Origin of the sequence: Arthrobacter sp. Soil762, from assembly GCF_001428335.1 — a bacterium.
In the GTDB taxonomy this organism is placed as follows: Bacteria; Actinomycetota; Actinomycetes; order Actinomycetales; family Micrococcaceae; genus Arthrobacter.
On record NZ_LMSG01000001.1, the window covers coordinates 569623 to 595496 of the forward strand.

30 protein-coding genes and 2 pseudogenes are annotated in these 25874 nt (G+C 64.8%); 17 read left to right on the top strand and 15 right to left on the bottom strand.

All coding sequences use genetic code 11. From position 1 onward, the window contains the following. Positions 1-4 precede the first annotated feature (4 nt). Positions 5-661 (top strand): winged helix-turn-helix domain-containing protein, encoded by a 657-nt coding sequence (locus ASG77_RS02655; protein ID WP_056340818.1) that lies wholly within the window; start codon positions 5-7, stop codon positions 659-661. Between the two features lie 67 nt (positions 662-728). Further along, the gene (gene bcp, locus ASG77_RS02660; RefSeq protein ID WP_056340820.1) at positions 729-1196 is read left to right on the top strand and encodes a thioredoxin-dependent thiol peroxidase; all 468 of its coding nucleotides are present in this window, start codon (positions 729-731) and stop codon (positions 1194-1196) included. Between the two features lie 24 nt (positions 1197-1220). Here bcp and ASG77_RS02665 read toward each other — a convergent pair whose 3' ends face one another. The 6 genes from ASG77_RS02665 to ASG77_RS02695 all read right to left on the bottom strand — a co-directional run bounded on the left by ASG77_RS02665 (position 1221) and on the right by ASG77_RS02695 (position 8136). After that, positions 1221-2321, bottom strand: a complete 1101-nt coding sequence (locus ASG77_RS02665; RefSeq protein WP_056340822.1) for a D-TA family PLP-dependent enzyme — start codon at positions 2319-2321, stop codon at positions 1221-1223. Between the two features lie 450 nt (positions 2322-2771). Then, entirely contained in the window at positions 2772-3725 is a 954-nt protein-coding gene (locus tag ASG77_RS02675) for a carbohydrate kinase family protein (RefSeq protein ID WP_056341570.1), read from the bottom strand. Between the two features lie 2 nt (positions 3726-3727). Continuing rightward, positions 3728-4789, bottom strand: a complete 1062-nt coding sequence (locus tag ASG77_RS02680) for an NAD(P)-dependent alcohol dehydrogenase (protein ID WP_056340826.1) — start codon at positions 4787-4789, stop codon at positions 3728-3730. Positions 4790-4841: 52 nt separating this feature from the next. Continuing rightward, positions 4842-5759 carry a carbohydrate ABC transporter permease gene (locus ASG77_RS02685; protein WP_056340828.1) on the bottom strand — a complete coding sequence of 306 codons (918 nt, stop codon included), beginning with the start codon at positions 5757-5759 and terminating at the stop codon, positions 4842-4844. After that, positions 5756-6724, bottom strand: coding sequence for a carbohydrate ABC transporter permease (locus ASG77_RS02690; protein ID WP_056340829.1), 969 nt, complete (start codon positions 6722-6724; stop codon positions 5756-5758). Before ASG77_RS02690 ends, ASG77_RS02685 begins: the two co-directional genes overlap by 4 nt. 62 nt (positions 6725-6786) lie before the next feature. After that, entirely contained in the window at positions 6787-8136 is a 1350-nt protein-coding gene (locus ASG77_RS02695) for an ABC transporter substrate-binding protein (protein ID WP_056340831.1), read from the bottom strand. Positions 8137-8406: 270 nt separating this feature from the next. Here ASG77_RS02695 and ASG77_RS02700 point away from each other — a divergent pair, with 270 nt between their 5' ends. Next, positions 8407-9330: an AraC family transcriptional regulator gene (locus tag ASG77_RS02700; RefSeq protein WP_082575790.1), complete on the top strand. Its 924-nt coding sequence runs from the start codon at positions 8407-8409 to the stop codon at positions 9328-9330. Between the two features lie 67 nt (positions 9331-9397). After that, positions 9398-9822, top strand: a pseudogene (gene arr / locus ASG77_RS02705) (NAD(+)--rifampin ADP-ribosyltransferase). A gap of 38 nt (positions 9823-9860) precedes the next feature. Here the strand turns inward: arr and ASG77_RS02710 are convergent. Further along, on the bottom strand, positions 9861-10778 hold the full coding sequence (locus ASG77_RS02710; protein ID WP_056340833.1) for a helix-turn-helix transcriptional regulator: 918 nt from the start codon (positions 10776-10778) through the stop codon (positions 9861-9863). A gap of 172 nt (positions 10779-10950) precedes the next feature. Here ASG77_RS02710 and ASG77_RS02715 point away from each other — a divergent pair, with 172 nt between their 5' ends. The 4 genes from ASG77_RS02715 (at position 10951) to ASG77_RS02730 (ending at position 12960) form a co-directional block, all read left to right on the top strand. Continuing rightward, a complete protein-coding gene (locus ASG77_RS02715) occupies positions 10951-11382 on the top strand; it encodes a (R)-mandelonitrile lyase (protein ID WP_056341577.1) in 432 nt (143 codons plus the stop codon). Continuing rightward, positions 11375-12232 (top strand): aldo/keto reductase, encoded by an 858-nt coding sequence (locus ASG77_RS02720; RefSeq protein WP_056340834.1) that lies wholly within the window; start codon positions 11375-11377, stop codon positions 12230-12232. Before ASG77_RS02715 ends, ASG77_RS02720 begins: the two co-directional genes overlap by 8 nt. 173 nt (positions 12233-12405) lie before the next feature. Continuing rightward, positions 12406-12558 carry a hypothetical protein gene (locus ASG77_RS20995; protein ID WP_082575791.1) on the top strand — a complete coding sequence of 51 codons (153 nt, stop codon included), beginning with the start codon at positions 12406-12408 and terminating at the stop codon, positions 12556-12558. Between the two features lie 81 nt (positions 12559-12639). After that, positions 12640-12960, top strand: coding sequence for a carboxymuconolactone decarboxylase family protein (locus ASG77_RS02730; RefSeq protein WP_056340837.1), 321 nt, complete (start codon positions 12640-12642; stop codon positions 12958-12960). A gap of 61 nt (positions 12961-13021) precedes the next feature. Here ASG77_RS02730 and ASG77_RS02735 read toward each other — a convergent pair whose 3' ends face one another. After that, complete coding sequence (locus tag ASG77_RS02735; RefSeq protein WP_056340839.1) at positions 13022-13798, bottom strand: alpha/beta fold hydrolase; 777 nt, start codon at positions 13796-13798, stop codon at positions 13022-13024. A 94-nt stretch (positions 13799-13892) separates the two neighbouring features. Continuing rightward, positions 13893-14561: a metal-dependent transcriptional regulator gene (locus ASG77_RS02740; protein ID WP_056340840.1), complete on the bottom strand. Its 669-nt coding sequence runs from the start codon at positions 14559-14561 to the stop codon at positions 13893-13895. A gap of 70 nt (positions 14562-14631) precedes the next feature. Here ASG77_RS02740 and ASG77_RS02745 point away from each other — a divergent pair, with 70 nt between their 5' ends. From ASG77_RS02745 to ASG77_RS02760, 4 genes are all read left to right on the top strand, one after another. Further along, positions 14632-15738, top strand: coding sequence for a multicopper oxidase domain-containing protein (locus ASG77_RS02745; protein ID WP_235564255.1), 1107 nt, complete (start codon positions 14632-14634; stop codon positions 15736-15738). Further along, the gene (locus tag ASG77_RS02750; protein WP_056340842.1) at positions 15735-16967 is read left to right on the top strand and encodes a ZIP family metal transporter; all 1233 of its coding nucleotides are present in this window, start codon (positions 15735-15737) and stop codon (positions 16965-16967) included. Before ASG77_RS02745 ends, ASG77_RS02750 begins: the two co-directional genes overlap by 4 nt. A gap of 300 nt (positions 16968-17267) precedes the next feature. After that, complete coding sequence (locus ASG77_RS02755) at positions 17268-17492, top strand: hypothetical protein (protein ID WP_056341583.1); 225 nt, start codon at positions 17268-17270, stop codon at positions 17490-17492. A 140-nt stretch (positions 17493-17632) separates the two neighbouring features. Continuing rightward, positions 17633-18205, top strand: a complete 573-nt coding sequence (locus tag ASG77_RS02760) for an MOSC domain-containing protein (RefSeq protein WP_056340844.1) — start codon at positions 17633-17635, stop codon at positions 18203-18205. Here the strand turns inward: ASG77_RS02760 and ASG77_RS02765 are convergent, their stop codons facing one another. Then, positions 18206-18577, bottom strand: coding sequence for a VOC family protein (locus tag ASG77_RS02765; RefSeq protein WP_056340846.1), 372 nt, complete (start codon positions 18575-18577; stop codon positions 18206-18208). It lies immediately after the preceding gene. Positions 18578-18671: 94 nt separating this feature from the next. Continuing rightward, the gene (locus tag ASG77_RS02770) at positions 18672-19403 is read right to left on the bottom strand and encodes a TetR/AcrR family transcriptional regulator C-terminal domain-containing protein (protein WP_056340848.1); all 732 of its coding nucleotides are present in this window, start codon (positions 19401-19403) and stop codon (positions 18672-18674) included. Positions 19404-19523: 120 nt separating this feature from the next. Between ASG77_RS02770 and ASG77_RS02775 the strand changes: the two genes are divergently transcribed. Further along, entirely contained in the window at positions 19524-20549 is a 1026-nt protein-coding gene (locus tag ASG77_RS02775; RefSeq protein ID WP_056340850.1) for an NAD(P)-dependent alcohol dehydrogenase, read from the top strand. A gap of 16 nt (positions 20550-20565) precedes the next feature. Here the strand turns inward: ASG77_RS02775 and ASG77_RS02780 are convergent, their stop codons facing one another. The 4 genes from ASG77_RS02780 to ASG77_RS02795 form a co-directional block, all read right to left on the bottom strand. Next, the gene (locus tag ASG77_RS02780) at positions 20566-20805 is read right to left on the bottom strand and encodes a hypothetical protein (protein ID WP_056340851.1); all 240 of its coding nucleotides are present in this window, start codon (positions 20803-20805) and stop codon (positions 20566-20568) included. Positions 20806-21108: 303 nt separating this feature from the next. Continuing rightward, on the bottom strand, positions 21109-22596 hold the full coding sequence (locus ASG77_RS02785) for an HNH endonuclease signature motif containing protein (protein ID WP_056340853.1): 1488 nt from the start codon (positions 22594-22596) through the stop codon (positions 21109-21111). Positions 22597-22852: 256 nt separating this feature from the next. Continuing rightward, on the bottom strand, positions 22853-23377 hold the full coding sequence (locus tag ASG77_RS02790; protein ID WP_056340855.1) for a GNAT family N-acetyltransferase: 525 nt from the start codon (positions 23375-23377) through the stop codon (positions 22853-22855). Continuing rightward, on the bottom strand, positions 23374-23817 hold the full coding sequence (locus tag ASG77_RS02795) for a GNAT family N-acetyltransferase (protein WP_156380153.1): 444 nt from the start codon (positions 23815-23817) through the stop codon (positions 23374-23376). Before ASG77_RS02795 ends, ASG77_RS02790 begins: the two co-directional genes overlap by 4 nt. A 30-nt stretch (positions 23818-23847) precedes the next feature. Here ASG77_RS02795 and ASG77_RS02800 point away from each other — a divergent pair, with 30 nt between their 5' ends. The 4 genes and pseudogenes from ASG77_RS02800 to ASG77_RS02815 all read left to right on the top strand — a co-directional run bounded on the left by ASG77_RS02800 (position 23848) and on the right by ASG77_RS02815 (position 25847). Then, positions 23848-24246: a GNAT family N-acetyltransferase gene (locus ASG77_RS02800; RefSeq protein ID WP_056340856.1), complete on the top strand. Its 399-nt coding sequence runs from the start codon at positions 23848-23850 to the stop codon at positions 24244-24246. A gap of 45 nt (positions 24247-24291) precedes the next feature. After that, positions 24292-24558: pseudogene (locus tag ASG77_RS22380) on the top strand (heavy metal translocating P-type ATPase); the annotation flags it as partial. A gap of 64 nt (positions 24559-24622) precedes the next feature. Further along, on the top strand, positions 24623-24847 hold the full coding sequence (locus ASG77_RS02810) for a hypothetical protein (RefSeq protein ID WP_056340860.1): 225 nt from the start codon (positions 24623-24625) through the stop codon (positions 24845-24847). Positions 24848-25247: 400 nt separating this feature from the next. Then, the gene (locus tag ASG77_RS02815) at positions 25248-25847 is read left to right on the top strand and encodes a DUF305 domain-containing protein (RefSeq protein ID WP_056340862.1); all 600 of its coding nucleotides are present in this window, start codon (positions 25248-25250) and stop codon (positions 25845-25847) included. Positions 25848-25874 lie beyond the last annotated feature (27 nt).

Genomic DNA, 25874 nt, shown 5'->3' on the forward strand with positions numbered 1-25874 from the left:
CGCGATGGCCGTCAACGTCCATGCGCCATACCCGCAGCAGCACGCCGGCTCCCGTGTTGGCGTTAGTCCGGGCGCCCGTCCCGGCCTCCAGCCAGGGCTTCAGCCGCGCGGCCTGGCGGTATGGCTCCAGCCCTGTGAAGGCGACGACATCGACCCGGCGGTCTGGGCCGAAGCCGCCAAGGCGGTCCTGGCGCGTGCCCGCCGGCTTGCTCCGGAAGCCGAAGTCCACGTGTGCAGTGCGGCCGGAACGGCCGGTGCTGATGTTCCGGAAACGGCGTCCGACACCGAAAACGGCACCTCAGCCGCCGTCGCCCCGCCAGTCGCCCTGGCCGGGCGGCGCAGCATCGTGGCAGTGGATCTGGCCGCGGACACCGTCCTCCTGGACGGTGTCCCGGTCAGCTTCACCCACATGGAATTCAGCCTCCTGAGGTACCTGGTGGAAAACCAGTCGCGGACGATTCAACGTGAAGAACTGCAACGCGTCCTCGAGTCCCTGGACTGCCCCGGCGCGGCATTCCGCTCCATCGACGTGTATGTTGGACGCGTCCGGCGCAAGCTGGGATCGGCCCGCCACGCCATCGCAACAGTGCGCGGCGGCGGCTACCAGTTTGTGCCCGGACCGGGCAGCACGGTCCGCGGACCCGCGGAATACTGCATCTAGGCAGCCCGTTGCACCCATAGATTGATCGCCTGCCATGGCGGTTGCCCCACAAGTCAAGGAACGAAACATGACCCAGAAACTCCTCGCCGGAACCCAGGCCCCCGATTTCGCCCTGCTCAACGCCGACGGCCAGAAGGTCTCCCTGTCCGATTACCGCGGACGCAACGTCATTGTGTACTTCTACCCGGAAGCCGCCACGCCCGGCTGCACCACCGAGGCCTGCGACTTCCGCGACAGCCTCGCCAGCCTGCAGTCCTCCGGCTACGAGGTCCTGGGCATCTCCCCGGACTCGCCGGAGAAGCTGGCAGCCTTCACCGGCGACTTCGCCCTGACATTCCCGCTGCTCTCCGACGAAGACCACGCAGTGGCGCTGGCCTACGGCGCCTGGGGCGAAAAGCTCGTCAACGGCGAAGTGGTTGACGGCCTGGTCCGTTCCACCGTGGTGCTCGACGCCGAAGGCAACGTCACGCTCACGCAGTACCAGATCAAGGCCCAGGGCCACGTCGCAGCGCTTAGGGCAGAGCTCGGCATCTAAGGATCGCCGCCGTCTCTGACGGGTTTATTTGTTTCGTCCGCGTGCGGCCACGTGCCAGCGGTCCACGATTTTGCCGCCGCTGATCACTGTGACGTCGTCGACGAGGTTCATCGCGATGCAGACGTGATTGGGGACCACACGCAGCCGGTCTCCGAGTGCCGGCAGCGATGCCTCCGCCGGCCAGACGACGGTGGCGTGGTGTTCTGACAGTGCGGTAATTCGGGCTTCCGGGTGGTCCAGGAGACGCCCGAAGCCGGTGGCCCAGCCGGGCCGGTCCCCGCCGAGGATCTTGCTGCCGGAGTCCAGGATGACCCTTCGCGGTATGAGGTCGGTGCCTTCATGCCGGCTGACGACTGTTGCCGCGATGGTCAGTGCGATATCTTCGGCCGCACAGCGTTCCAGTTCCAGCTGTTGGGCATCTCCGAAAACGTACACGCCGGGCCGGACTTCTGTGGCTCCGGAGTCGCCGGCGGTGAGGGTGGCGGTGGGTGTGGACCCGCCGCTGCGGTGGGTGATGGGGAAACCTGCCGCGGTGAGCAGGTCGGCGGCTTCGCCGAGGGCCAGCCGTTCCTCGTCCATAGCCTTTAAAGGCATGCCCGGGGCATAGCTGTGTCCTGGGAACGTGAAAATTCCCGTGACGCGCAGCCCTCCCCGCGCCGCGGCCTGGGCGACGCCGACGACGGCGTCGGGTGCTATCCCGCTGCGGTGATGGCCGCTGTCGATCTCCAGCACCACTTCAATCTCCCCGACGGCATCGCCCAGTGACGCGGCCATGGTTTCGGCTGCTTCCCGTGAGTCCAGACCGACTGCGATCCTGGCTTTTGCTGCAAGGCGCTGGAGCCGTTCAGCCTGCCGGGGACCGACCCACAGCGGATACGCGATGAAGATGTCCTTGGCCCCATGCTCTGCAAAGACTTCGGCCTCCCCGAGGGTGGCCACTGTCAGCCCGACGGCTCCGGCCGCCAGCTGCATTTCCGCGATTTCGGGCACTTTGTGCGTCTTGACATGCGGCCGGAGATGCAGACCCTTGGCCCGGACCGTCGTTGCCATGCGCTCGATATTTCGCTGGAGCACGTCCCGGTCGATGATGATCTCAGGTGTGTCGATTTCCTCTGGGATGGTCATCCTTACACTTTATGCGGAACCCCTCGCATACCATATGTATACAACACTGACCTTGCTGCGGATCCGCTGAGCGGAGATTCGACCCTGCTCCAACGCTATGAGCCCGGCGCCGACACCATTGCCAGCGGCGTGATCGTCCACGACTACTGGGAGGAGGTCATGATTCTCTCGGGGGAACTCACCGATGTGACCCTCGGGAAGACATTTACCCCCGGCATGTACGCGTGCCGTCCACCTGGCATGCGCCACGGACCTTACCTCAGCGGCGCCGGCTGCAGCATGCTCGTTGTTGTTCGGCCGCAGCCAGATACAAGTGTGTGAGATCTGGCTCCATGGCTGTGGTGTGACGGCCGTTGGCATCGCCGCCAGAACCCTGCGCGATCGGACACTTGGGCCCCTCTGGTCGACCGGACGCACGACGGCGGGACCTCCCGCCGTCGTCCGCTTTCGTTAATGCCCCAACGGGGTCCGCAACGGAACAGACAGCCGACCGAGCTCGGCCGAGGTGGGTGGGTTTGCCCCCGGCCGGGAGCAGGTGATCGCCGCGGCGCCGTTGGCGTAGGCGGCGAGCGCATGCAGTTCATCGTGGGACAGGCTGTGGAGCCTGTCCCGCGCGCCGGCCCCGAGCGCTGCGAGCTGGTCCAGACCGGATATGAGTGCGGCCATGAAGGAGTCGCCTGCGCCCACGGTGTCCGCCACAGTGACGGGTTTGGCTGCCATTTCCACGCGACCTCGGCGGGCAAGAATGACCGGTCCGGATGCTCCGCGCGTCAGGGCAACGAGTGCGGGGCCGAGTTGAAGCCAGGCTGCCAGGCTTTCCTCCGGCGTCCGGTGCGGATAGAGCCAGGCGAGGTCCTCTTCGCTGGCCTTGACGACGTCGCTCACGGCGACGAAACGCTCTGCCTTCGTGCGGGCCACGGCCGCATCGGGGCAAATCGCCGGCCGGCAATTGGGGTCGAAACTGGTCGTCGCCCGCTCACGGGCGGCCTCCAGCAGTCCAAGCGTGGCCTGTTCACCGGGCCCCAGCACCGCCGCAATTGATCCCGTGTGAACGTGGTTGGAATCTTGCACGGCTGCCAATGCCGGAAGGGCCGCGCCGTTAATGTCCCAGCTGATGTCGAACGCGTAGGTGGCGGCGCCGTCGGAACCCAGCGTTGCGGTCGCCGTCGACGTCGGTGCACTGCCGCCGATGATCGCGGTGACGCCGTTGGTGTTCAGGTGTCCCTCGATCATGTCGCCATAGGGGTCGGCGGCGTAGTGCGTCACAAGGGTCGCCGCCAGCCCCAGTCGGGCAACGCCCACCGCCACGTTGAGGGGACTACCTCCCGAATGGGCCTGGACCTCCCCCGGCCTGCGGGGGTCGCTGATGATGTCCACGAGCGATTCGCCGATGACGGTGATCATGGTCATCGGCCCGGGTAGACGACGGCTTTGAGCTGGCCGGCCTGCTTGCCTGCTTTCAGGGCCTCTTCGGACTCCGCGAGGGTGAACTTGCCGGTCACGAGGATGTCCAGGTCCACCTTGCCGTCGGCGATCAGCTGGATCGCCAGCGGCCAGGTGTTGGTGTAGCGGAAGACGCCGGAGAGCCAGATCTCCCGGTTCTGGATAAATGAAACGGGAAGTTCGACGTCGTCCGCCCCGAGCCCCACGAGAATGACCCTTCCTGCCGGTCCAACGGCCTTGATCCCGGACCGGACCGCCTGGGGTGCGCCGGAAGCGTCGATGAACGCGTCGACGTCAAGCCCTTCCACACTGTCGGTCTTGGCGTTGAGCGCGTGCGTTGCCCCGTGCTTGAGGGCGAAGGCGAGCCGGTCTTCGGCGATGTCGGTGATGTAGATTTCCGTGGCGCCGAAGGCGCGTGCGGCCTGGGCGGCGATGATGCCGATGGGGCCGGCGCCGGCGATCAGAACCCGGCTGCCCGGCTTGATTTCGGCACGCTCACATGCCCAGAGGCCAACGGAGAGGGGTTCGATGAGGGCGGCCGCCTCGTCGCTGACACTGTCCGGGATGTCGTAGGCGAAGTCGCTCTGTATGGTGACGTACTCGGCGAAGGCGCCGTCGATCGGCGGAGTGGCGTAGAACTCGATGTCCGGGCACAGGTTGTAGCGTCCGGCTTTGCATTGCTTGCACGTGCGGCAGGGTCGCTGGGGTTCGACGGCGACGCGGTTGCCGATGCGTGCAGGGTCAACGGCGCTTCCGACGGCGGCGATCCGGCCGGAGAGTTCGTGGCCCAGGATCAGCGGGTGGTCCACCACGTAGTCGCCGATCCGGCCGTGTTCGTAGTAGTGGACGTCGCTGCCGCAGATGCCGACGGCGGCCACCTGCACCAGGACCTGGTCGGCGTCGAGCTGCGGCAGGGGCAGCGTTTCCATGATCATGTCGCCTTGGCGCTTCAGAACGGAGGCGCGCATGGTGGCTGGCAGTTCGGCGGGGGCCAGGATGGTGGACTGGGCGGTTGATGCTGTCATCGAAGTGGTCCTTTCGGGAATTCGGAAATGGAAGGCCGGGTGCCGGGCGGCGTTATTTCACGGCGCCGAGGGAGAGACCCTGGACGAGCTTGTCCTGGGCGGCGAAGCCGGCGAACAGCACGGGAAGGGAGATCACGACGGCCGCGGCGCAGACCTTGGCGAGGAAGAGGCCCTGGCTGGAGACAAACCCGGTGAGGAAGACCGGCGCGGTTCCGGCCATGACGCCGGTGAGGACACGGGCCAGCAGCAGTTCGTTCCAGCTAAAGATGAAGCAGATTAGTGCCGTCGCGGCGATGCCGGGCATGGCGACGGGGGCAATGATCTTCCGCAGCGTCAGGAGCAGGCCGGCGCCGTCGATCTGGGCGGCTTCCAGCATTTCCACCGGCACTTCGGCGAGGAAGGAGCGCATCATCCAGACCGCAATGGGCAGGTTCATTGACGTGTACATCAGGATCAGGAACCAGATGTTGTCCAGCGCGCCCACCGTCTTGGCGAACAGGAACAGCGGCAGTATCGCCGCGACCACCGGCATCATTTTCGTGGAGAGGAAGAAGAACATCACGTCGGTCCACTTCTTGACCGGCCTGATGGACAGTGCGTACGCCGCGGGGATGGCCAGGGCCAGGACAACGACCGTGGACAGGATGGATGCAGTTGCCGAGTTGATCAGCGGCGGCCAGGGGCTCACCCCGGAGCTTGCGCCAAAGAACTCCGCGTAGGCGTCCAGGGTCAGGTTCGCCGCGACAGACGGCGGGTTCGTGGCGGCGTCCGTTTCGGAGTGGAACGACGTCAGGATCATCCACAGGACCGGGGCGGCGAACAGCAGGGCGAGCAGCCAGGCGGCGAGGCCGGCGGCGGTGTTGTTGCGGGTGGGGTCCATGCGGGACTTGCCGCGCCGCCGGGGCCCGACGTTCAGTGCGGTGGGGCCAGCGGGCGTGTTGCGGGGTGCGGCAGGGGTGAGGGTGCTCATCGTGCTGCCTCCTTCTTGAAGAGCGAAAAGACGGTGCGGAGGGCGAAGGTCGCCACGACGATGGTGCCGATGACCACCACGACACCGGCGGCTGAGGCCAGGCCGTATTCGTTGGCGAAGTAGAAGGTCTGGTAGATGGCGTAGGGCAGGTTGGCGGTGCCCAGGCCGCCAGACGTAAGCGTGAACACTGCGTCGAAGTTCTGCACGATGTAGATGGCTCCGAGCAGGCCGCCGAGTTCCAGGTACTGGCGCAGGTGCGGCAGCGTGAGGTGGCGGAAGATCGCCCAGGGCGTGGCGCCGTCCATCTGGGCGGCTTCCACGGTGTCCATGGGCCGGGACTGAAGGCCCGCGAGCAGGATGAGCATCATGAACGGCGTCCACTGCCAGACCAGTGAGACGATCACGGCCATCAAGGGCGTTTGCGAGAGCAGGTCCGGCTGCGGCGGTGTGTCGCTGCCGAACAGTGACCAGATCCAGGTCAGGGTGCCGTTGATCAGGCCGTACGTGGGGTTGAGCAGGGCGTGCTTCCAGATGAGGGCCGCGGCTACGGGAACCACCAGGAACGGTGCAATCAGCAACGTGCGGGCGAGACCGCGCCCAATGAACTTCTTGTCCAGCAGCAGTGCCAGCCCCAGCCCGATGAGCAGGCTGGCCAGGACGACGGAGACGGTGAGCACGATGGTTGTGAAGATGGCCTGGCGCAGGTCCGCGTTAGTGAGGACCTGGATGTAGTTGTCGAACCCGGCGAACCCGGTCTGGTCCGGACGCAGGCTGTTCCAGTTGAGGAAGGAAATGATCAGGGTCACCACGAACGGCAGCTGGGTGACGATGATGAGGAAAATCAGGGCCGGCAGCAGCGGCGCACGCCGAGCCCAGGCCAGGGCGCGTTCACGGGACCTGGCGTTCTTGGAAGGTTTCGTTGCGCTGTGCCCGGTGCGGGCGGTGCGCGCTGTTGCGGTAGTCATGGTGTTCTCCTGCGGTTCTGTGGCCCGCCCTCAGGCGGGCCACAGATCCGGTTGTGGGGTGGTTACTTCTTGTACTTGTCGCCGATTTTCTGGGCGGCTTCCTGGCCCTTGGCCAGTGCGTCAGCCACGGTGCCCTGGCCGGCGATGGCCGAGCTCACACCCTGGGAGACAGTGGTGCCCAGGTCGGCGAACTCGGGGATGCCGACGAACTGGATGCCAACAACGGGGCGTTCCTGAACGCCTGGATTCTTCGGGTCGGCGTTTTCAATAGCGGAGCGTTCTGCCTCGAAGAACGGGGCGGCCTTTTGGAAGTCGGCGTTCTCGTAGGTGGAGATACGCTTGCCCGACGGAACCTTGGCCCAGCCCAGTTTTGACGCCACCAGTTCCTCGTACTCCTTCGAGCTTGCCCAGGCAATGAACTTGCCTGCTGCGTCCTGCTTCTTGGACGCAGCCTGGACGCCCCATGACCATGTCCACAGCCAGCCGGAGGAGTCAGTCTTCTTCACGGGAGCCTGGGCGTAACCGATCTTGCCCTTCACCGGAGAAGCATCTGCTTCCAGGGCGCCTGCGGCTGACGTGGCGTCATACCACATGGCCACTTTGCTCTGGCTCATGTTGTTCAGGCACTCGGTGAATCCGGCCTGGGCAGCGCCTGCTTCACCGTGCTCGCGCACCAGTTTGGTATAGAACTCTGTGGCCTCGGTGAATTCAGGGGAGTTGACCTTGGCGTTCCAGTCCTTGTCGAACCAGGTGCCGCCGAAGGTGTTCACCACCGTGGTCAGCGGTGCGAAGACCTGGCCCCAGCCCGGCTGGCCACGGAGGCAGATGCCCTTCATTCCCGGGGCTGCGCCGTCGGCCTGTGCCGCTATCTCAGCCACCTCATCCCACGTGGGCTTCTCTGGCATCGTCAGGCCCTTGGCCTCCAGGATGTCCTTCCGGTACATCAGGAAGGAGGATTCGCCGTAGAACGGTTCGCCATAGAGCTTGCCGTCCGTGCCGGTGAGGGAGGCCGTGTAGGCCGGCAGGATGTCGTCCTGGTCGAACTCCGCGTCGTTGGCCACGCTGTCAAGCGGCGCGAGCCACTTGTTCGCGGAGTAGAACGGGATCTCGTAGTTGGACAGGGATGCGACGTCGTACTGGCCCGCCTGGCTGGAAAACTCCTGGCTGATCTTGGCCCGGACATCGTTCTCCGGCAGGATCGTGTAATTGACCTTGATGCCGGTGTCCTTGGTGAAGTTGTCAGCGGTGAGCTTCTGCAGGTCCTCCATTTGGGGGTTGTTCACCATCAGGACGTTGATGCTGTTTTGGTCCCCGGCGGTGGTCCCACCGCCGGCTCCGGAGCAGGCGGACGCAGACAGTGCAAGACACAGGGCACCGGCGGCCAGCGAGGCAGCGCGCATTTTTGAGCGCATTAAGGACTCCTTTGTTCTTCATGAGGGTGCACAGTCACCTTGTTCCGGCTGCTTTGCCGAGGTAGGGACTGAAGCGGGGCACTGGATCTACAAGTTGGTGTCCCGCTGATGTTCCTCAACATTAGGCCTGTGGGATAGGGCACAACTAGCGTCCTGGTTGCCGATTTCTGATACTTATTTTCCGGTCCATTTCGAGGCAGTAGGCGTTAGTCTGGGGAAAGGCTGCCTAAAGCTGTCCATAATTCATAAGACCCAGTACGGAGATTCCCCATGACTGCCGCGGACACCGCCGACGGAGCAACGGCCAGGCTGGCCGAACGGCTGCTGGGAATGCGGGCCAGCCGGGAGGTCATCCCGGCGGACCCGCACCATTCCGTCCGGTGGCACGAGCATGACTACCCCACCGCGGCGGCCCGCTGGAATTACCACCCCGAGTACGAGATCCACCTGATCAGGAAAGGGACGGGTAAGTTCATTGTCGGGGACCACATCGGCACGTTCGAGGCCGGGCATGTGTCCCTGGTGGGATCAGGACTGCCCCACGACTGGGTCAGCGACCTCGAGCCCGGCGAGGTCATTGCCGGCAGGGACGCCCTGATCCAGTTCGATGGAAAGTGGGTGGAGCAGACTGCGGCCCTCGTCCCGGAGCTGGCCGAAATCGAACCCCTGCTGGAACAGTCCGCACGCGGCATCGAGTTTCTCGGGAGCACGGCACTGTCTGCGGCCGCATCCATCGAAGCGATGGGCACCGCCACCGGGCTGGGGCGTCTGCACCACCTGCTGGAACTCTTTGCCATCCTTGCGCGCTCACCGCAGGAGGACCGGCGCTACCTCGCTGACGAATGGTTCAGGCCGCAGCTGGACGGCCAGGCCGCGGCGGTGGTGGACATTGTCCTGGAGTACGTGTTCGGCAATCACGCCGGCACCGTCAAGATGTCCGAGGCGGCGGCCCTGGTAGGCATGTCCGAGCCGACCTTCTCGAAATACTTCAAGCGCGCCACCGGGCAGAACTTCAGCGATCTGGTCCGCAAACTCCGGCTGGCCCATGCACGGCGGCTGCTCGAGCGCAGCGACAAACCCATCTCGGACATTTGCTACGAAGTCGGGTTCTCCAACCTGTCCAACTTCAACCGGCATTTCCTGAACGACGCCGGCGAAACGCCCCGGAACTACCGCCAACGAATGCAGGGGTGACCCACACCCAACGTGCCCTAAGCGGTGGGCGGGCTAGAGTGAAAGCCCACTTTCGAGGAGGCCATGCATGGAGAAGGAACCGATGCCGTCCGAAGCCAAAGACCCCGGGCCCTTTTACCACGGCACCAAAGCTGACTTGAAGCGTGGGACCTGCTGAAACCCGGCAAAACATCGAATTACGGGGAGCGAAAGACGGCGAACTACATCTACCTGACTGCCACGTTGGATGCGGCAACCTGGGGAGCAGAGCTCGGGGTGGGCGAGGGACCAGGCAGGATCTACCGCGTGGAACCCACGGGCTCCTTTGAGGATGACCCCAATCTGACGGACAAGAAGTTCCCGGGCAACCCCACCAGGTCCTACCGCACCCAAGAGCCGCTGCGGGTGGTTGACGAGATCTTGGATTGGCAGCCCCATTCCCCCGAGGTGCTTCAGAACATGCGGAACCACCTTGAAGAACTCAAGCGGCTTGGCATCGAGGCCATCAACTGAACTCCCGCCCCGTGCAGGCGCTGAGGGCAGTCCGGCCGTCAGAACCGGGTGCCAGCTTCGGGCGGGGTGATCGTTGACGTGTTGGAATCACCTTGAGCCGATTCAACCGGGCGCTTGTTGGAGGAGGTCCACATGATGAGGAAGTCCAGTTTTTCCTGTGATTCGCTTCCCGGTTCGGCCGTGTAGGCGATGAGCGTCAGACCTTCTCCGGGCAGTTCAAGTGAATCGCCCGTGAGTTCGAGGTCGCCGACTAACGGGTTGTGCAGTGTCTTGCGGGCCGAACGGTGGAAGCGGACATTGTGCCGTGCCCAGCGTGTCGAGAATTCCGTGCTTCCCGTGGCCAGGTCACCGATGAGGATGTTCAAGGCCCGGTCGCGGGGGTTCCGTCCGGCTTCGGTGCGCAGCGCTGCGGCGAGGTCATCGGCGATGGTTTCCCATTCGACAAAGAAGTCTCGTGACCGGGGGTCAAGGAACATGAACCGTGCGAGGTTCAGAGGCAGCGTATCGGCGTTGAGGATGTCCCTATACAGGGCGAAGCAGAGGTTGTTAGCGGCCACGATGTCCATGCGTGAGTTGCGGACGTAGGCGGGCGTGCCGGTCATACCCGCCAGGATCCTTTGAACGCTGGGGCGTACTTCCGCCCGGACCTTGCGCGTTCCTGATGTTTGCGAGGGCGCAGCCACCTTGGCCAGGTCGAGCAGGTGGGCCCGTTCGGCCTCGTCGAGCTGGAGGGCGGCGGCGAGGGACTCAAGGACACTGTCGGAGACTCCCCGCAGGTTTCCCCGTTCGAGCCGGGCGTAGTATTCCGTGCTGACGCCGGTGAGCATGGCCACTTCCTCGCGTTTTAGACCGGCCACTCTCCTGGCCCCGCCGTAAGCAGGCAGCCCGGCTTGAGCCGGGGTGATTCGCGACCGCCGACTCATGAGGAACTCGCGGACGTCTTTGCTGTTCTGCATAACCTCCACGTTACGACGGAGCCGGGCTGGCCTAACAGGAACTGGCAGAACACCGCACAGCAGTGACTCCCCCGCGCGGGAAATGGCTGGTTTCCTTGAATGCAGTGGACCCGCCGCGGCAGTCCAACTCCTCGAAATCAATGACGGGACAGCCCCCATCAAGGACCACAGAATGCATCTCATACCCTCCACCCCCACCGCCAAGGCCCCTGAGGACAGGTTCACAGGGGACGTCTACCTGGACATGCTTCACAATGGCCAGGCTCCCTCGGCCCTCGTCGCGGCGATCGTCCGCTTCACGCCAGGGGCCCGCACGAACTGGCACTCCCACCCTTTGGGCCAGACGCTGCACTGCAGTGACGGCATCGGGATCGTCGCCACGCGCGACGGCCACGCCATCCTCATGCGACCCGGAGACACGGTCCACACACCGCCCGGCGAGGAGCACTGGCACGGCGCAACCCAGTCCAACATGATGTGCCACCTGGCCCTGGTCGAGCACCACCACGGACAGAGCGCCACCTGGCTGGAAGCCGTCACTGACCAGGACTACGAAACCGCCCACACGATAGTCATCCACCAAGCAAAGGAAACTCATGAATAGCGTGACCCTCAACAACGGCATCGAGATGCCCATCCTGGGCTTCGGCGTCTTCCAGATCCCCGATGTGGAGACGCAGCCCGCCGTCGAAGCCGCCCTCGCAGCCGGCTACCGGCACTTGGACACGGCAGCCTCCTATGGCAACGAAGCGGCCGTGGGTGCGGCGATCAAGGCCAGCGGTATCCCCCGTGAAGATCTTTTCGTCACCACCAAGCTCTGGATCCAGCACGCCCCGACCGGCAGCGTTCAAGACGACACCAGGCGGGCCTTTGAAAACTCCCTCGACAGGCTCGGGCTGGACTACCTCGACCTCTACCTGATCCACCAACCGCTCGGGGACTACTACAGCAAGTGGCGGGCCATGCAGGACCTCAACAAGGAAGGCCAGGCCCGTGCGATCGGCGTATCGAACTTCCACTCCGACCGGCTTGTCGACCTCATTGACCACAACGAGATTGTCCCCGCCGTCAACCAAATCGAGACCCACCCTTTCCACCAGCGCGCCGCTGATCAGGCGGTGATGCGCGAACGCGGCGTCCAAATTGAGTCCTGGGGGCCGTTCGCGGAAGGGCGGAATGATTTGTTCACGAACCCGGTGCTCGCCGCCGTCGCCGAGGAACACGATAAGTCCGTCGCACAGGTCGTCCTCCGTTGGCTCATCCAACGCGGGGTCGTCGCAATCCCGAAGTCCGTGCGGCCGGAGCGGATGGCCGAAAACCTTGCGGTGTTCGACTTCGCCATCACCGAGGAGCAGATGAGCCGGATCGCTGCCCTGGACGCCGGCACGAGCCTGTTCTTCGACCACCGAGACCCCGCGATGGTGACCTGGTTGGGTGGCCGCAGAATCGACTGATGCCGTGATGACCACAAACCACAGGGCTATCGGCCGGCACTCCGTACTGCGTGCAGCCGTCACCGGCATGCCTGCCTGCCTGCCTGCTGGCCTGTTTCTAGCCCTACCCCGAGAACTACGACGCCGCGGTCGCACGAAACGTCCGCGAGCAAAGCACTGATGCCCGCCCGGCCATGGCCTCCTCGTTGGCGTCCATCGACCAATACGACACCGTGTTGCTGGCCAGCGGGAGCTGGAACGTCCGGGCACCAATGATCATGACGACATTCACCGAAAGGTACGACTTGGCCGGCATAACAATCCATCCGTCACCACCCACGCCATGAGCGGGCACCGGGCTGCTCAAAAGCTACCCCAACGCAGACACGTCGGCCCAGCTTGCTCCATCACCCTGAAGGACTGACCCATTGAACGATTCCAATCAGACCCGCGCCCAACAACTAATTGGCGACTTCGCACCCAAACTCGTCGACCTCACAGACAACGTGCTCTTCGGAGACATCTGGGAGCGCAGTGCACTCTCACCACGGGACCGCAGCCTCGTTACTGTTGCCAGCTTGGTCACCAGCGGCAGCATGGAGCAGCTCCGAGGACATCTCGTCCGGGCCAAGGCCAATGGCCTCACCGAAGCCGAACTCAAGGAAACCATCATCCACCTGGCTTTCTACGCGGGGTGGCCCAAAGCCATGTCCGCCATCACGGTAGCCAAGGAAATCTTTCGCTCCTGAATCCGCCCACCGCCGCGGAGCGCACGACGGCGGCACCTCCCGCCGTCGTCCGCTCTCTGTTTCAGAGGGGTGCTTTAGCGGCGATGAACTGCCGGATCCACTGGATGGTTTCCGGACGGTCCAGGTGGAGGCCGTGGCCGGCGCCGGGGACCTTGACCAGCGTGGAACGGCGGATGTGCCGGTGCAGCTGGATGGCGTTGGGCATGGGCGTCAGGGCGTCATCAGTGCCGTGGAGGATGAGCGTGGGCGATTCGATGGCGCCGAGCCGGCTCCACGCATCGTGGTCCCGGCTGGCGCGGAAGTGGCGTGCCTTGGCCCAGGCTGTGGCCCGTGAGTTGAAGAACGTGTGTGTTGCATCGGGGTGATCGGCGGCCCATTCCGGCGCGAAGAACAGGGGCTCCAGTCGCGCCATGTCGCCGCTGACCAGCGCTTCCATGGCGTACTTGGTGGGCTCGGCCCCGGCCAGTTTGCCTCCGCTGGTGGCAGCAAGAATCAGCGTACGAACACCGTGCGGGTGGTCGATGGCGAGCCAGTGGGCCACCCGCCCGCCCATGGAGTGGCCGTACACGTGTGCACTGTCCACGTTCGCCGCTTTGAGGACAGCAGCCGCATCGGCGGCGAGGAGCCGCGTGGTGTAGCGGCCGGCGTCGCCATTGCTGCTCCCGCCGATCCCCCGGTGGTCGAAGCGGATGACGCGGAAATGCTGTGCCAGGGCCGCCGCCGTTGGTCCCCAACCGTCCATGGCCGTTGCCTGGCCGGCGATCAGGAGGAGGGGCTCGCCGCTGCCCTCGTCGGCCCAGGCCAGCTCGGCGTCATCGGGAGCCAGGGCAATCTTCACCGTGACACTCTATCTTTACCCGCAGTCAGGCCGCTGTGGTGCAGGGCACGGCGGGCACGCGCCGGGCCAGCCCGGAACGCTGTCCCGGGGGGCCTTAGTTTGCCACTACCCAGATGGCTTCGGCTGCGGAGGGGCCCAGGTCAACGTCGCGGTCGCCGACCCGAATCGTGGTCACGTCGGCATACGGTCGGTGTGCCAAGACTTGAAGCCGGGTGTCCGGTCCCAGCCCGAGCTGGGTGAAGTACCGAAGCATGTCCGGGTCCGCGTCCGAGATTCTTGTGATGGTGACCGTTCGTTCCGGTTCCACGGATGTCAGCGGATCCCCTTGCGGGCGGTGCGGCAGCCCATTCCCCGAGGGGATCGGGTCTCCGTGCGGATCCCTGGTGGGGTGGCCGAGCTTCTCGTCAATGCGCTGGATCATGGTGTCGGAAACGGCGTGCTCGAGGATCTCGGCCTCGTCGTGCACCTCGTCCCAGCCGTATCCCAGAACCTGCACGAGGAATGTTTCCAGGAGACGGTGCCTGCGCACCATTTCGACGGCGTGTGCCCGGCCGGCGGGCGTCAGTTCGATGCTGCCATAGGGGGCATGCGTGACCAGGCCCTGCTTGGCCAGCCGACGGATGCCGTCCGAAACAGTTGACGGTTTCAGCGCCATCCGCTCAGCCATGGCGCCAACGGTGATGGGAGCCTCGGCCCATTCCGTTGAAGACCAGATCATCTTCAGGTAGTCCTGCGCGGAAGCTGTCAGCTCGGAGACGGTCATATTTTCATATTACCCGCCGAACATGAATGTTAGACTGGCCTAACAAAACTGTTTGATCTATGGAGATGAAATGGACGGCACGCCGAAACCAGCGGAAAAGACGCTGCCGACGCGGCGTGCCATGCTCACGGGAGCCGCGGCGTTCGCCGCCGCGCCTGCGCTTGCCGGCTGGGTGCCGTTGGATTCCAAGGATCCCGGGCATCACGCCGGACACGGCACGGTGTCCGGTCCGGCGGCGACGGGTTCTAGTTCGCCCCTCACCGACGCTGGCCACATGGTGAACCATGCCGGTCACGCAGGCTTCGCCGGCGGTTCCGTCCCGCCGGAGCGCGCCGGGATCGACCCGACCGCGATCCTGCACGATTTCGATCGAGGCAAAACCAGCACTCTTCCGGACGGCCGCACCCTTCGGGAATGGGACATCGTCGCAGTAGATATGGACTTCGAGATCGCGCCGGGGGTGACGTTCCCGGGCTGGAGCTACAACGGCCGGATCCCCGGTCCGACTCTCTGGGCGCAGGAAGGTGATGCCCTGAGGATCCACTTCACCAACGCCGGCGCGCACCCCCACACCATCCACTTTCACGGGATCCACCGGGCCGAGATGGACGGCACCCCGGGGATCGGCGCCGGATCCATCGCCCCGGGCCAAAGCTTCACCTACGAATTCGATGCCACCCCGTTCGGCACGCACCTCTACCACTGCCACCAGTCACCACTGGCGCCGCACATCGCCAAGGGCCTCTACGGCGGCTTCATCATCGAACCCAAAGAAGGCCGGCCGAAAGCCGACAACGAAATGGTCATGGTGATGAACGGCTACAACACCGACGGCGGCGACGACAACGAGTTCTACTCCGTCAACGGCCTGCCCTTCCATTTTATGGACTTCCCCGTCCAGGTCAGGCAGCACGAGCTGGTCCGAATCCACCTGATCAACGTCCTCGAATACGACCCCATCAATTCCTTCCACGTGCACGGGAACTTCTTCCACTACTACCCCACCGGGACCATGCTGGCCCCGAGTGAATACACGGACACCGTCTCGCAGGTGCAGGGCCAGCGCGGCATCGTGGAACTCCGCTTCCCGTACCCGGGCAAATACATGTTCCACGCCCACAAGACCGAGTTCGCTGAACTGGGCTGGATGGGCTTCTTCGAGGTGGGCCCATCATGAGCCTTGACGAAAAGTCAGCTGCCGCTCTGGCCGCAGCACCTCACCGCCGGCCACCGGTCCCGCGGTGGCTGCTCGGCATTGGGCCGCTGGTGGTGATCGCGATCCTGCTGGGCCTGTTCACCCTGCTCAACGCACCCGGTCTCAACAAACTCTCCGAGGGTGTTCCGCCGAAGGAGGAGGTCGCCGTCGAAGGTGTCCGCCTGACAGCGGGCCAGATCACCATTACCGTCCGGAACGAGGGACCGGATCCGGTGTCCATCGCGCAGGTCAATGTCTCGGACTACTACGCCTTGTTCACGCAGACGCGGGGAACCATGGCGCCGCTGGAGTCCACCACCCTCACCATCATCTACAACTGGGTGGAAGGGGATCCCTACGAGGTGGCGCTGGTGACCTCGAACGGCGGCAAGATCCCGGCGGTTATTGACGCGGCCGCCCTGAGTCCGGAGCGCGGCAGCTCCTTCTTCGGACTCATGTTGCTCATGGGGGTCTATGTCGGCGTAATACCGGTAGCCCTGGGAATGCTGTGGATGCCGTTCGTGCGCCGTTCGTCCGCGTCTTGGGTCCGCGTCCTCTTGGGAGTCACCGTCGGGCTGCTGGCCTTCCTGGCCTTCGACGCGACCCTCGAAGCCGTGGGACTCGTCACTGGCAACGGCGCGTTCGGCGGCCCCATGGTCGTCTTCCTCGGCGCCGTGACCGCCTACCTCATCCTCGAGGGAACGGATGCGTGGATGCGCCGGCACCAGAACTCAACTACCGCCAGCCAACCTTCAGCCCTGCCGCCCCAGCACCTGGCGCTGCTGATCGCTGTTGGCATCGGCCTGCACAACTTCGGCGAAGGCCTCGCCATAGGATCCGCCTACGCGGTGGGCTCACTCGCCCTGGGCGCGTCCCTGATTGTCGGCTTCGCCATCCACAACACCACCGAGGGCCTGGCGATCGTCACACCGCTCGCCAAACAAGCCCCCGGCCTGGGCCGCCTGGCAATCCTGGGACTCATCGCAGGAGCACCCGCCGCCGCCGGCGCCCTCATCGGAGCGACCGTGTACCAGCCGGCCCTTGCAGCCTTCCTGCTCGGCATCGGAGCCGGAGCCGTCGCCCAGGTTGCCGTCAAACTCCTGCCAATGCTCAGGGACACCGCGGGCAAGACCTTCACCCCGCTCACCGGGGCAGGCATCGTCCTGGGCATGGGGCTGATGTTCGCCACCGGCCTGCTCGTCCAGGCCTAGGCAACGGAGCGGACGACGGCGGGACCTCCCGCCGTCGTACCCTGACGTTTAGCTGGGCTCCTCGGATTTTTCGGCCCACCTATTGCCTAGGGACCATCGCTTCAGGCACACTGGCTACAGATCCGCAGGAACAAATGCTTCCGCCGATCCAGCCCGCCGGACAATTCGGCCGGCCACCGCCCCATCAGAGATGCCGGGCAACCCCTCTGGAACCACCGCTTTCCGCCTCCCCGGGTGCACCCGGCCCCGGAAGCCTGTGCCCAGCCAGAGTCCCGGGATCCCGCCGAGAAAGAGACCACCATGATCAAGCGCCACTCTGACCTCGTCCTGGCAATCACAGCCCACGATCCTGACACCGTCGAAAACGACCTCAACACCGCCGTGGAAATGGCCCGCGAACACGCCATGAGGGAAAGCCGCCACGGCATCCTGGTCACACAGCACAGCTACACCAGCTACACCGTCGCCGTCAGCCGCGACGTCCCCTACGGGCAGACACACGAAAGGCGAGAACAGACCGCCTAGCAGTAACGCAAGCGGACGACGGCGGAACCTCCCGCCGTCGTCCGCTTGCGTTTGCGTTTGGGGCGTGCGCGAAAGGTCAGTTAAGCCCCCGCGGCCCCCGCAGCCCCCGCAGCCCCCGCGCGGCGGAGTACCTTAGTGGCATGACGGAAAGCTACCGGTATGACGTAGAGGTCCTGCATCTGCTGGTGTCTCCGGCGCACGCCTACTTCGGCCGGGCCCGCGAGGGTGCCGCGGATGTCCCCACCACGGATGCCGAGCGAGCGGAGCTTGTAGCGGGCAAGGGCATCGTCGGGGATCGGTTCTTCGGCAAGGCCGCGCACATGGACGCGGCAGTCACGCTGTTTGCCATCGAGTCCCTTGAGGCCATCGCCGCAGAGCTGGGAACGGGGCCGTTTGACCCGCTCCTGACCCGGCGCAACGTTGTACTCCGGGGCGCCCACCTGGCCCCGCTGCTGGGACACGACTTCGCGCTGGAATCCCAGGGTGCCTTGGTGCGGCTCACGGCCGGGCGGCCCGCCCACCCCTGCGTCTGGATGGATGAGATGCTCGCCCCGGGTGCCCACAAAGCGATGCGCGGGCGCGGCGGCGTGCGGTGCCGGGTAATTTCCGATGGCGTCCTGCACCGCGGGCCGGCGGTGCTGGTCAGCCCTGTGCCGCTGGAGCCTGAGCGCGCAGGCGAGGCGACGCTGTTGCGAGCTTCGCGGCTGCCCTAATTAGACGTGCTGATCCACAAGCACCGGGTTGCCGTCCGGATCCACGACAATAAAGCTCCCCGGACCGGTGGTGGCCTCGTCAGCCTCGGCAACGAACTCCGCGCCGGCGGCTTTGAGTTCCCGCTGGAGGTCGCGCACATCGGTGAAGGAATCCAGCGCTTCCGCGTTCTGGCTCCAGCCCGGGTTGAACGTCAGCATGTTCTTCTCAAACATCCCCTGGAAGAGGCCGATGACGGTCTCGCCGTTCTTGAGGATCAGCCAGTTCTGGGTGATGTCGCCGCCGAAACTGGTGAAGCCCAGCTTCTCGTAGAACGCAGCCGACGCCGCGATGTCCTTAACGGTGAGGCTGATCGAAAAAGCGCCGAGCTGCATGCGTAACTCCACTCTCAAAGGGACGGGTGTTCCGATGATACCCACAGACGCAAGCGGACGACGGCGGGAGGTCCCGCCGTCGTCCGCTTCCGGTTTAACCCCGCTCGAGTCGGGCGGCTGTGGGGCTGTAGTCCCGCTGGTGCAGCCGCTCGATGCCGTCCAGGAGGAGGTCCAGGGCGAACTCGAACTCAAACTGGTCGTCGCAGCCGCTGCCGACTACCGAGCCGTCATCGTGGCTGGCAGAAGTGGCCACCTGTATGACGTTCGGGTAGCTGGCGGACATTTCCTGGAACATGGCGGCCTGGACTTCCGGTGCCACCGCAGCGGGAGTGTCGCCCTCTGAAATGGCCGTGGAGTCGAACAGTTCCTGCGTGAAGCCCCACATCCGGCTTCCGATGGCATGCATCACGTGGTGCGTGAGGTCAACGGAAAAGCCCCCGGCGAAGAACATGCCGATGAACGAGTCCATGTAGCCAAGGACGGCGGGCGTCGGGTTGGTGCGGGTTTCCAGGACGCGCCTGGCCCACTGGTGGCGCTGGAGCACCCGCCTCGCGGAGAGCACCCGCAGCCGCACCATGCTCTTCCAGTCAGCACCGGCAACGGGAGGATCAATCTCGCCGATGACCACGTCCACCATGCCGTCGAGGAGCTCCTCCTTGTTGGCCACGTGTTTGTACAGCGCCATCGGCACCACGTCCAGTTCTTGGGCGAGGCGGCGCATGCTCAGCGGGCCGATCCCCACCTCGTCGGCGAGTGCAACGGCCGCCCGCAACACCCGCGCCCGGTTTAGCCGCGCCCGGCGTTCGGCGGCAATCTGCTGAGTCACTGTTCCCTGCTTCCGACGCTGCAAACATCTTCCATTGACAAGTGTACTAAGTACACCTAATGTCAGTTCCAACAGGCAGGTGTACGCCGTACACCTCATGGAAAATCGAGGAGCCAACCCATGAACCCAATCCAGCCGGCGGCCGCAACGGCCGCGGGAGCACGGACCATGAAAGCCGCGACCTACCGCCGGTTCGGCGGGCCGGATGTGGTCCGCGTCGAGGAGATCGCACAGCCCGCTCCGAGCGCCGGAGAGGTGCTCATCAAAGTCATGGCCAGCACTGTCAGCGTCGCCGACCACCGCGTCCGCAGCCGCAATGTCCCCACGGGACTCGTGGTATTCACGGCCCTGGCCCTCGGCGTCTTCCGCCCGCGGACCCGGGTCCTCGGCATGGACGTGGCCGGCGTGGTGGAGTCCGTCGGCCCGGGCGTGACCGCCTTCCAGGCTGGCGACGAGGTTATTGCGATGCTCGGGGCAGGGTTCGGCGGCCACGCCGAGTACGTGTCCGTTCCGGCGGACGGGCCCATCGCCGCCAAGCCGCGGAACATGGGCTTTGAGGAGGCCGTCACGCTGCTCTTCGGCGGACTCACAGCGAAAACCTTCCTGGGCATGGCGGACATCAAGACCGGCGACACGGTTCTTATCAACGGCGCCTCGGGCGCGGTGGGAACGGCGGCAATACAGTTGGCCAAACACCTGGGCGCCCACGTCACCGCTGTGAGCAGCGGGGTCAACAGGGAACTGGTGGAATCACTCGGCGCGGACGGCTTCATCGACTACACCTCGGCGGATTTCACCGCAGACGGAACAACGTACGACGTCGTCATTGACTGCGTGGGGAACGCCCCGTTCGCGAGGGTGCAAGGCAGCATCGCCCCGGGAGGTGCCTTGCTCCTGGTCATCGCCGACCTCAAAGGCATGCTCGGCGCGCGGGGACAGAGCCGCCGAAGCGGCAAGCTGGTCACTTTCGGCGGCCTCAAGCTCATGTACACCGCCGACGACGTCGCCTACCTCGTGAGCCTCGCGGAGGAAGGCAAGTATCAGGCTGTCATCGACAGGACCTACAACCTCGCCGACATCGTCGAGGCCCACCGCTTCGTGGACACCGGACGGAAGCGGGGCAACGTGGTCCTGCGCATCCGTTAGGCAGCATGCCCCCGGATCATTTCTCCGCCGGGGATCCTTCGCCCTCGCTGTCCAGTGGACCCACCTCTTCGGACTCAGACACCGCATCGTGGTGCGGATCGTCTTTGTGGCGGGCTTGCTCGAGGTGCTGCTCTAACTTTTCCTCCGACTCCCGGCGGCGTTGACCCACGGTCCGCATTTGCTGCGTTGTCGGAGCGGCGTGGGCATGCTGGTGCGGGCCATGATCCTGCGGGCCGTCAGCGATCTTCTCACTCATACTGAAATCGTCTCACCGTGCGTCAGCGTCGGGAAGGTGCTGCTTCAGGTGGAAACGAACGACGGCGGGAGGTCCCGCCGTCGTCCGCTTGTCGCCGGTGCACGGCGGGGTTGCCGGGCGCCAAGCTTGCCGGGTGCGCGGGGGGTTCCAGACTCCAGGATTGCCGGGCGCCCGGGTTGCGATCACAGGCGGCGGAAACCCGGAGGCAGGCTGGGGCGTGCATTGTGCACGGTTCACGGGCACAAGCACAGGCACAGGCACAGGCACAGGCACAGGCACAGGGAGACTGCTCTTGGGCGCGCATCAACCGGTGGAGTGGAGGAACCGTTCCACGCCGTTCTCTCCAAGAGACAGTCCGATATGAACAAAATCCGGATCGCCGCAACCTTCGCGCGGCGTGGGGAGCCAGTGCCCGTTCCTGCGCGCTTCCGGTTTTGGTTCTTTTGGCCAGTGTGGAGGTTCCCAGTCCTGGTGTTCGCTCTTGTAGTGCCGGCCCGTGGGCGAGATCCAACCCGGTGGTTCGTTCTTGGTGGCTGGTGTGGGATGCCAGGCGCTGGTGTGTCTCAGGCGGTGATGTTTGGGGCAGGGCTGTCCCAAATTCGATACACCAGTAGTTCCGCCCTTATGCCAGGCGAGGATGTGGTCCGCTTCGTTGTCCAGGGAGTGGTTGGAACAGCCCGGGAAGGGGCATTTGCCGTCGCGCATCCTGAGCCAGTTCCGCATAGCCTTGGTGAGACGGTAGTTGGTGCGGCCGATCTCCAGGGGCGCCCCGTCCCGCGGGTCAACCAGGACCCGGTAGAACGAATCGGCCCCGTTCGCCACGAGGTCCCTGGCCATCGACGCGGGGATAGGACCGTAGCCGTCAAGCATCGCCGGCTCCTCGGTCGCGCCGAGCAGGGAAAACACCGGGACCGTCACCATCACGAGGGCCCGGGGCGGCGGAACCTGCCCGGGATCATGTTCTGCCGGATTCCCGCTGCTGAGGAGGGCGGCGGCGAGTACGTCGGCGCGTAGCTGTGTGAGGGTCAGGGGCTCGTCCGGGCCCTGCAAACCACGGGCGACGGCAGTGGTCCGGTTCCAGATTGCTGCCGCCTGGTCGGCGGGAAGGTATGCAGAGAGCCAAGCCATCCCGTCCTGATCCGGGGCGTACTCCACCCGGCGGTCAAGGACACCCTTTGCGTGGCGCTTCTCGATACTCTCGGTGTGGTGGCGCTCGCGCCAGGTGCGTGCCCTGTGACGGAACCGGGACGCCGGCATCTCCCCTGCGGGACAACCGCCGGCCGGGTTCGGCGCATCCGGGTCCAAAAAGTGGGCCTCCAGGGCCGCGGCACCGGCAGGGTCGAGGGTTGCGGCTTCATCCACCATGGCCCGCGCGTGCTGCCACGAAATGGTGCCAGATTGCAGAGCAGACAGCGTCAGCGGCAAAGCGGTGGTCAGCAGTTGTGACTGGTTCAGCAGGGCCCCCGAAGCACGGTCACCGATGTTCAGTACGCAGGCGACCTCCGCGGTCACCGCCATCTCCTGTGCCCGAACAGGTGCATCGGGCGAAGCGAGGGCTTGGGCGGCGTTCGAATATTTCACTGCAGCCCGGGCCTTCAGTCCCGCCACCCGCGCCTCCACTCCCGCAGCGCCGGAGAGGATGTCCAGGCACGTATCACCCATGCCATGCAAAGGATCAGCCTCCGATGACGCTTCAGAACCAGACTCGTCATCCCCGTCCAGTGCGGAATTCAGCACATCAATGGCGGCAAAGATGTCCTCATATGCGTTCGCCACCGCTGCGTTTCCCATAACTCCATCATTTAGTGGGGGTCTGACATTTAAGCGCGAACGGATTTCGGGGCGTGTGTGGCCAAACGGGATCGGGTCCTTGGACGGAGGCACCGCGTCGTGTCGGAAAGGCGCCGCTTCAAATGGCAACGGACGACGGCGGGAGGTCCCGCCGTCGTCCGCCTGTCGCCGGTGCCCGGTGGTTGAGCTTGGGGCCACGACCGCCGGTTCCCTGGCGGAGCTTGCGAGGTTAGGGAGCGGATGGGGAATAAAACCGTCAGTAGACGGCCCGGCCTCCTGCGAGGCGCCTTTTCATGACGATTCGTGGCCACGCATCCAAACCATGATCACGTTCTGATTGCACGATCCGACGCAGACCGGCGGACCACTCGTCTTCGGGCACCGGCTGGAATCCCAGGCGGGCGTAGTACGGAGCGTTCCAAGGAACGTCTGCGAAGGTGGTCAGAGTCATTCCCTTGAGGCCGAGGGTCGCCGCCCAGAGGGCCGCTTCCTCGATGAGCTTCCGGCCAAGACCCTGCCGTGCATAAAGCGGGTGGACAGTCACCTGCTCGATATGGGCAAACCGCTCCACCACATCCACCAATAAGTAAGCCACCGCCACGTCACCGGAATCGGTGGCAACCCATGCCCTGCCGTCCTGCTGATAGTTGGCCAGGGTTTCCAAACTGGGTGGTGGATCATCAGCGACGGCTCCCATCCCAAGGTTCCGGAATGCTTCGCCGGCCGCGACTTCGATGCCGCGCATCGCCGGAAGGTCTTCTGCTCTCGCTTCCCTGATCATCGGGCCAGTGGCTTCTTAAAGAACGTGGCAGTGTCCTCATACGCGAGAGCACGATAAAAGTCGCCCGCCTGCCGGCTGGCTAACGAAACATGGGCAGCGCCCTGGGACTCCGCCCATGACTCGACTTCATTCATCAGGCCCTGTCCCACACCTTGCCGGCGTGATCGCTCGGCGACCATAACCTCCTCGACCCCGACGGCTGGGCCGTTCGCCAGAAACGTGGCGCGGCAATGGGCCAAAAGATAACCGACGACGGATCCGGAACCCTGTTCGGCCACTAGAACGAGTGTCTGGGACGCCTCGGCCACCAGCTCACGGAACGTCAGTTCAAAAGCTTCCCGGTCTGGCCGGAACGTCGGCGGGAAATCCTGAACGAGACGCCAAACGTCGTCCGCGTCGCTGATGGCGGCGAGTCTGATGTTCATGCTGAGGTTGAGCATTTGGCCACACTACCTGCAAGGCTGTTCTGCATGACGATGACCTTTGAATGGCGCGGAGCGGTTAGGAACGAAGAAATCAACCAGCTGCATGCGGAAGGCTTCGACCATGCCGGCGGTGACGACGATTGGACTGACAGGCTCGCGCGCTTCAGCCTGGGGTGGGTCACAGCGCGGGACGAACAGGGGCTCGTAGGCTTCGTCAACGTGATCTGGGACGGCCAAGCGCACGCGTTCATCGAAGACACTTTGGTCGCGCATCGTGCCCGCCGGCAAGGAATCGGGAAAAGACTGCTCGCCGTCGCCACCGAGGAGTCCAAGGAAGCGGGCTGCGAGTGGCTTCATGTTGACTTCGACGATCATCTGAAGAGTTTCTACTTCGATGCATGCGGTTTCCGCCCCACCAGTGCCGGACTAATCCAACTGAGCTAACCGCTGATCCACGGCCCCGACCAGCCGCCGCCGCGCGGCACGTGGAAGCAAGTCGCCGAACTCCAGGGCCGGGGTGAAGTTCGCGATGGTCTGTGACGGGGCGAACGACTCCACAGCGCTGGCCCGGGCCGAGGTTGGCATCACGATCGGCGCCGGTACCGACGTGGCCATGGAATATTCAGGAGTGGTCCTGGCGGGAAACGATCCCCGGCTGTGCTGTCCATGGTGGACCTGTCCAGGGCGAGCTAGCGGAAGATGTGGCAAAACCTTATCTGGGCCACCGGCTACAAGATTTTGTCCGTCCCGCTGGCACGCCTGACCATGCCCGGCCGGTAGCCTTTGACACAGACGAACCCAACTCGGAAGGAGGAACACCATGAGCGCAGCATCCCGCGGGCCCGTCACGGCGTTCCTCCTCCGCGCCGGCATCGTGGCGGGGATCCTGGCCATCATCGCCGGGATCTTCGGCATGCACGTCATGACCGGCAACCACATCATGCACTCCCCCGCCGCAGCGCAGGCACCAGCCGCAGCCGTGAGCGTCGGTGACAGCCACGCCAGCCACCAGAGCACAGCCCACCAGGGGCTCCCTGACACCTAAACAGCCGGGGCCGCCGAGCACCGGGTGGCCGGTGCTTTGGGTGCAGGGCAGGCGGCGTCGTGTACGTGTTCTGCCCAATGCACCAGCGTCCAGGCGATGAGCGCGGCATGCATCCCCTCAACCAATGCAGGGGCCTTGACCGCGCCCGAGCCGGGTCAGGGCACTCTGGCTTCCGATAGCTGGGACGGGCTTCCGGTCCGGGCAGGTGCTTCCTATGCCTATGTCCCCGGCAGTCCTTCACCGGGTGAGCTGTCCTTCAGCCGGACGTAAACAGGGCACACCGCTGCCCACACGGCGCAGCCCCGTTTTGACGCGCGACTACCGCGTTTCCCGGCATCCCCCGGAATGCTCCCCGTTCACCCGGCCCGGCGCGGCCGAAACCTTGAAGGACCGATTTCCCATGAATAAGAAACTGTTGACCCTTTCGACAACCGCCATCGCAGCAGCCATTGCCCTGGCCGGGTGCGCGTCCGGTTCGGGCCCCGAGAGCATGTCCGGGATGACCCACGGCAGCTCCAGCGCACTGGCTGCCTCGACGGAGTACAACTCCGCCGACGTGACGTTCGCGCAGATGATGATCCCCCACCACGCCCAGGCCGTGGAGATGTCCGACATGATCCTCGCCAAACAGGGCATCCCGGCCCCCGTCACCGCACTGGCCACCAAAATCAAGGAAGCCCAGGGCCCGGAGATCCAGACCATGACTGGCTGGCTTGAAGGCTGGAACAAACCGACCGAAATGGCCTCCGGCCACGACGGTCATTCCATGACCGGCATGCTGGATGAGACGGCGCTGAAGGAACTTGAGGCCGCGCACGGCACCGAAGCCGCCAAGCTGTTTTTGAAGCAAATGATCGCCCATCACGAGGGTGCCATCATGATGGCCAACGCGGAAAATACCGACGGCAAGGATCCCAAGGCCCTGGAGCTGAGCAAGGAAATAGTGTCCGCGCAGGATGCGGAGGTCAAGGAAATGCAGGACCTCCTGGCCACCCTGTGAAACTAGCCGGGCCAGGAGTGGATCGGG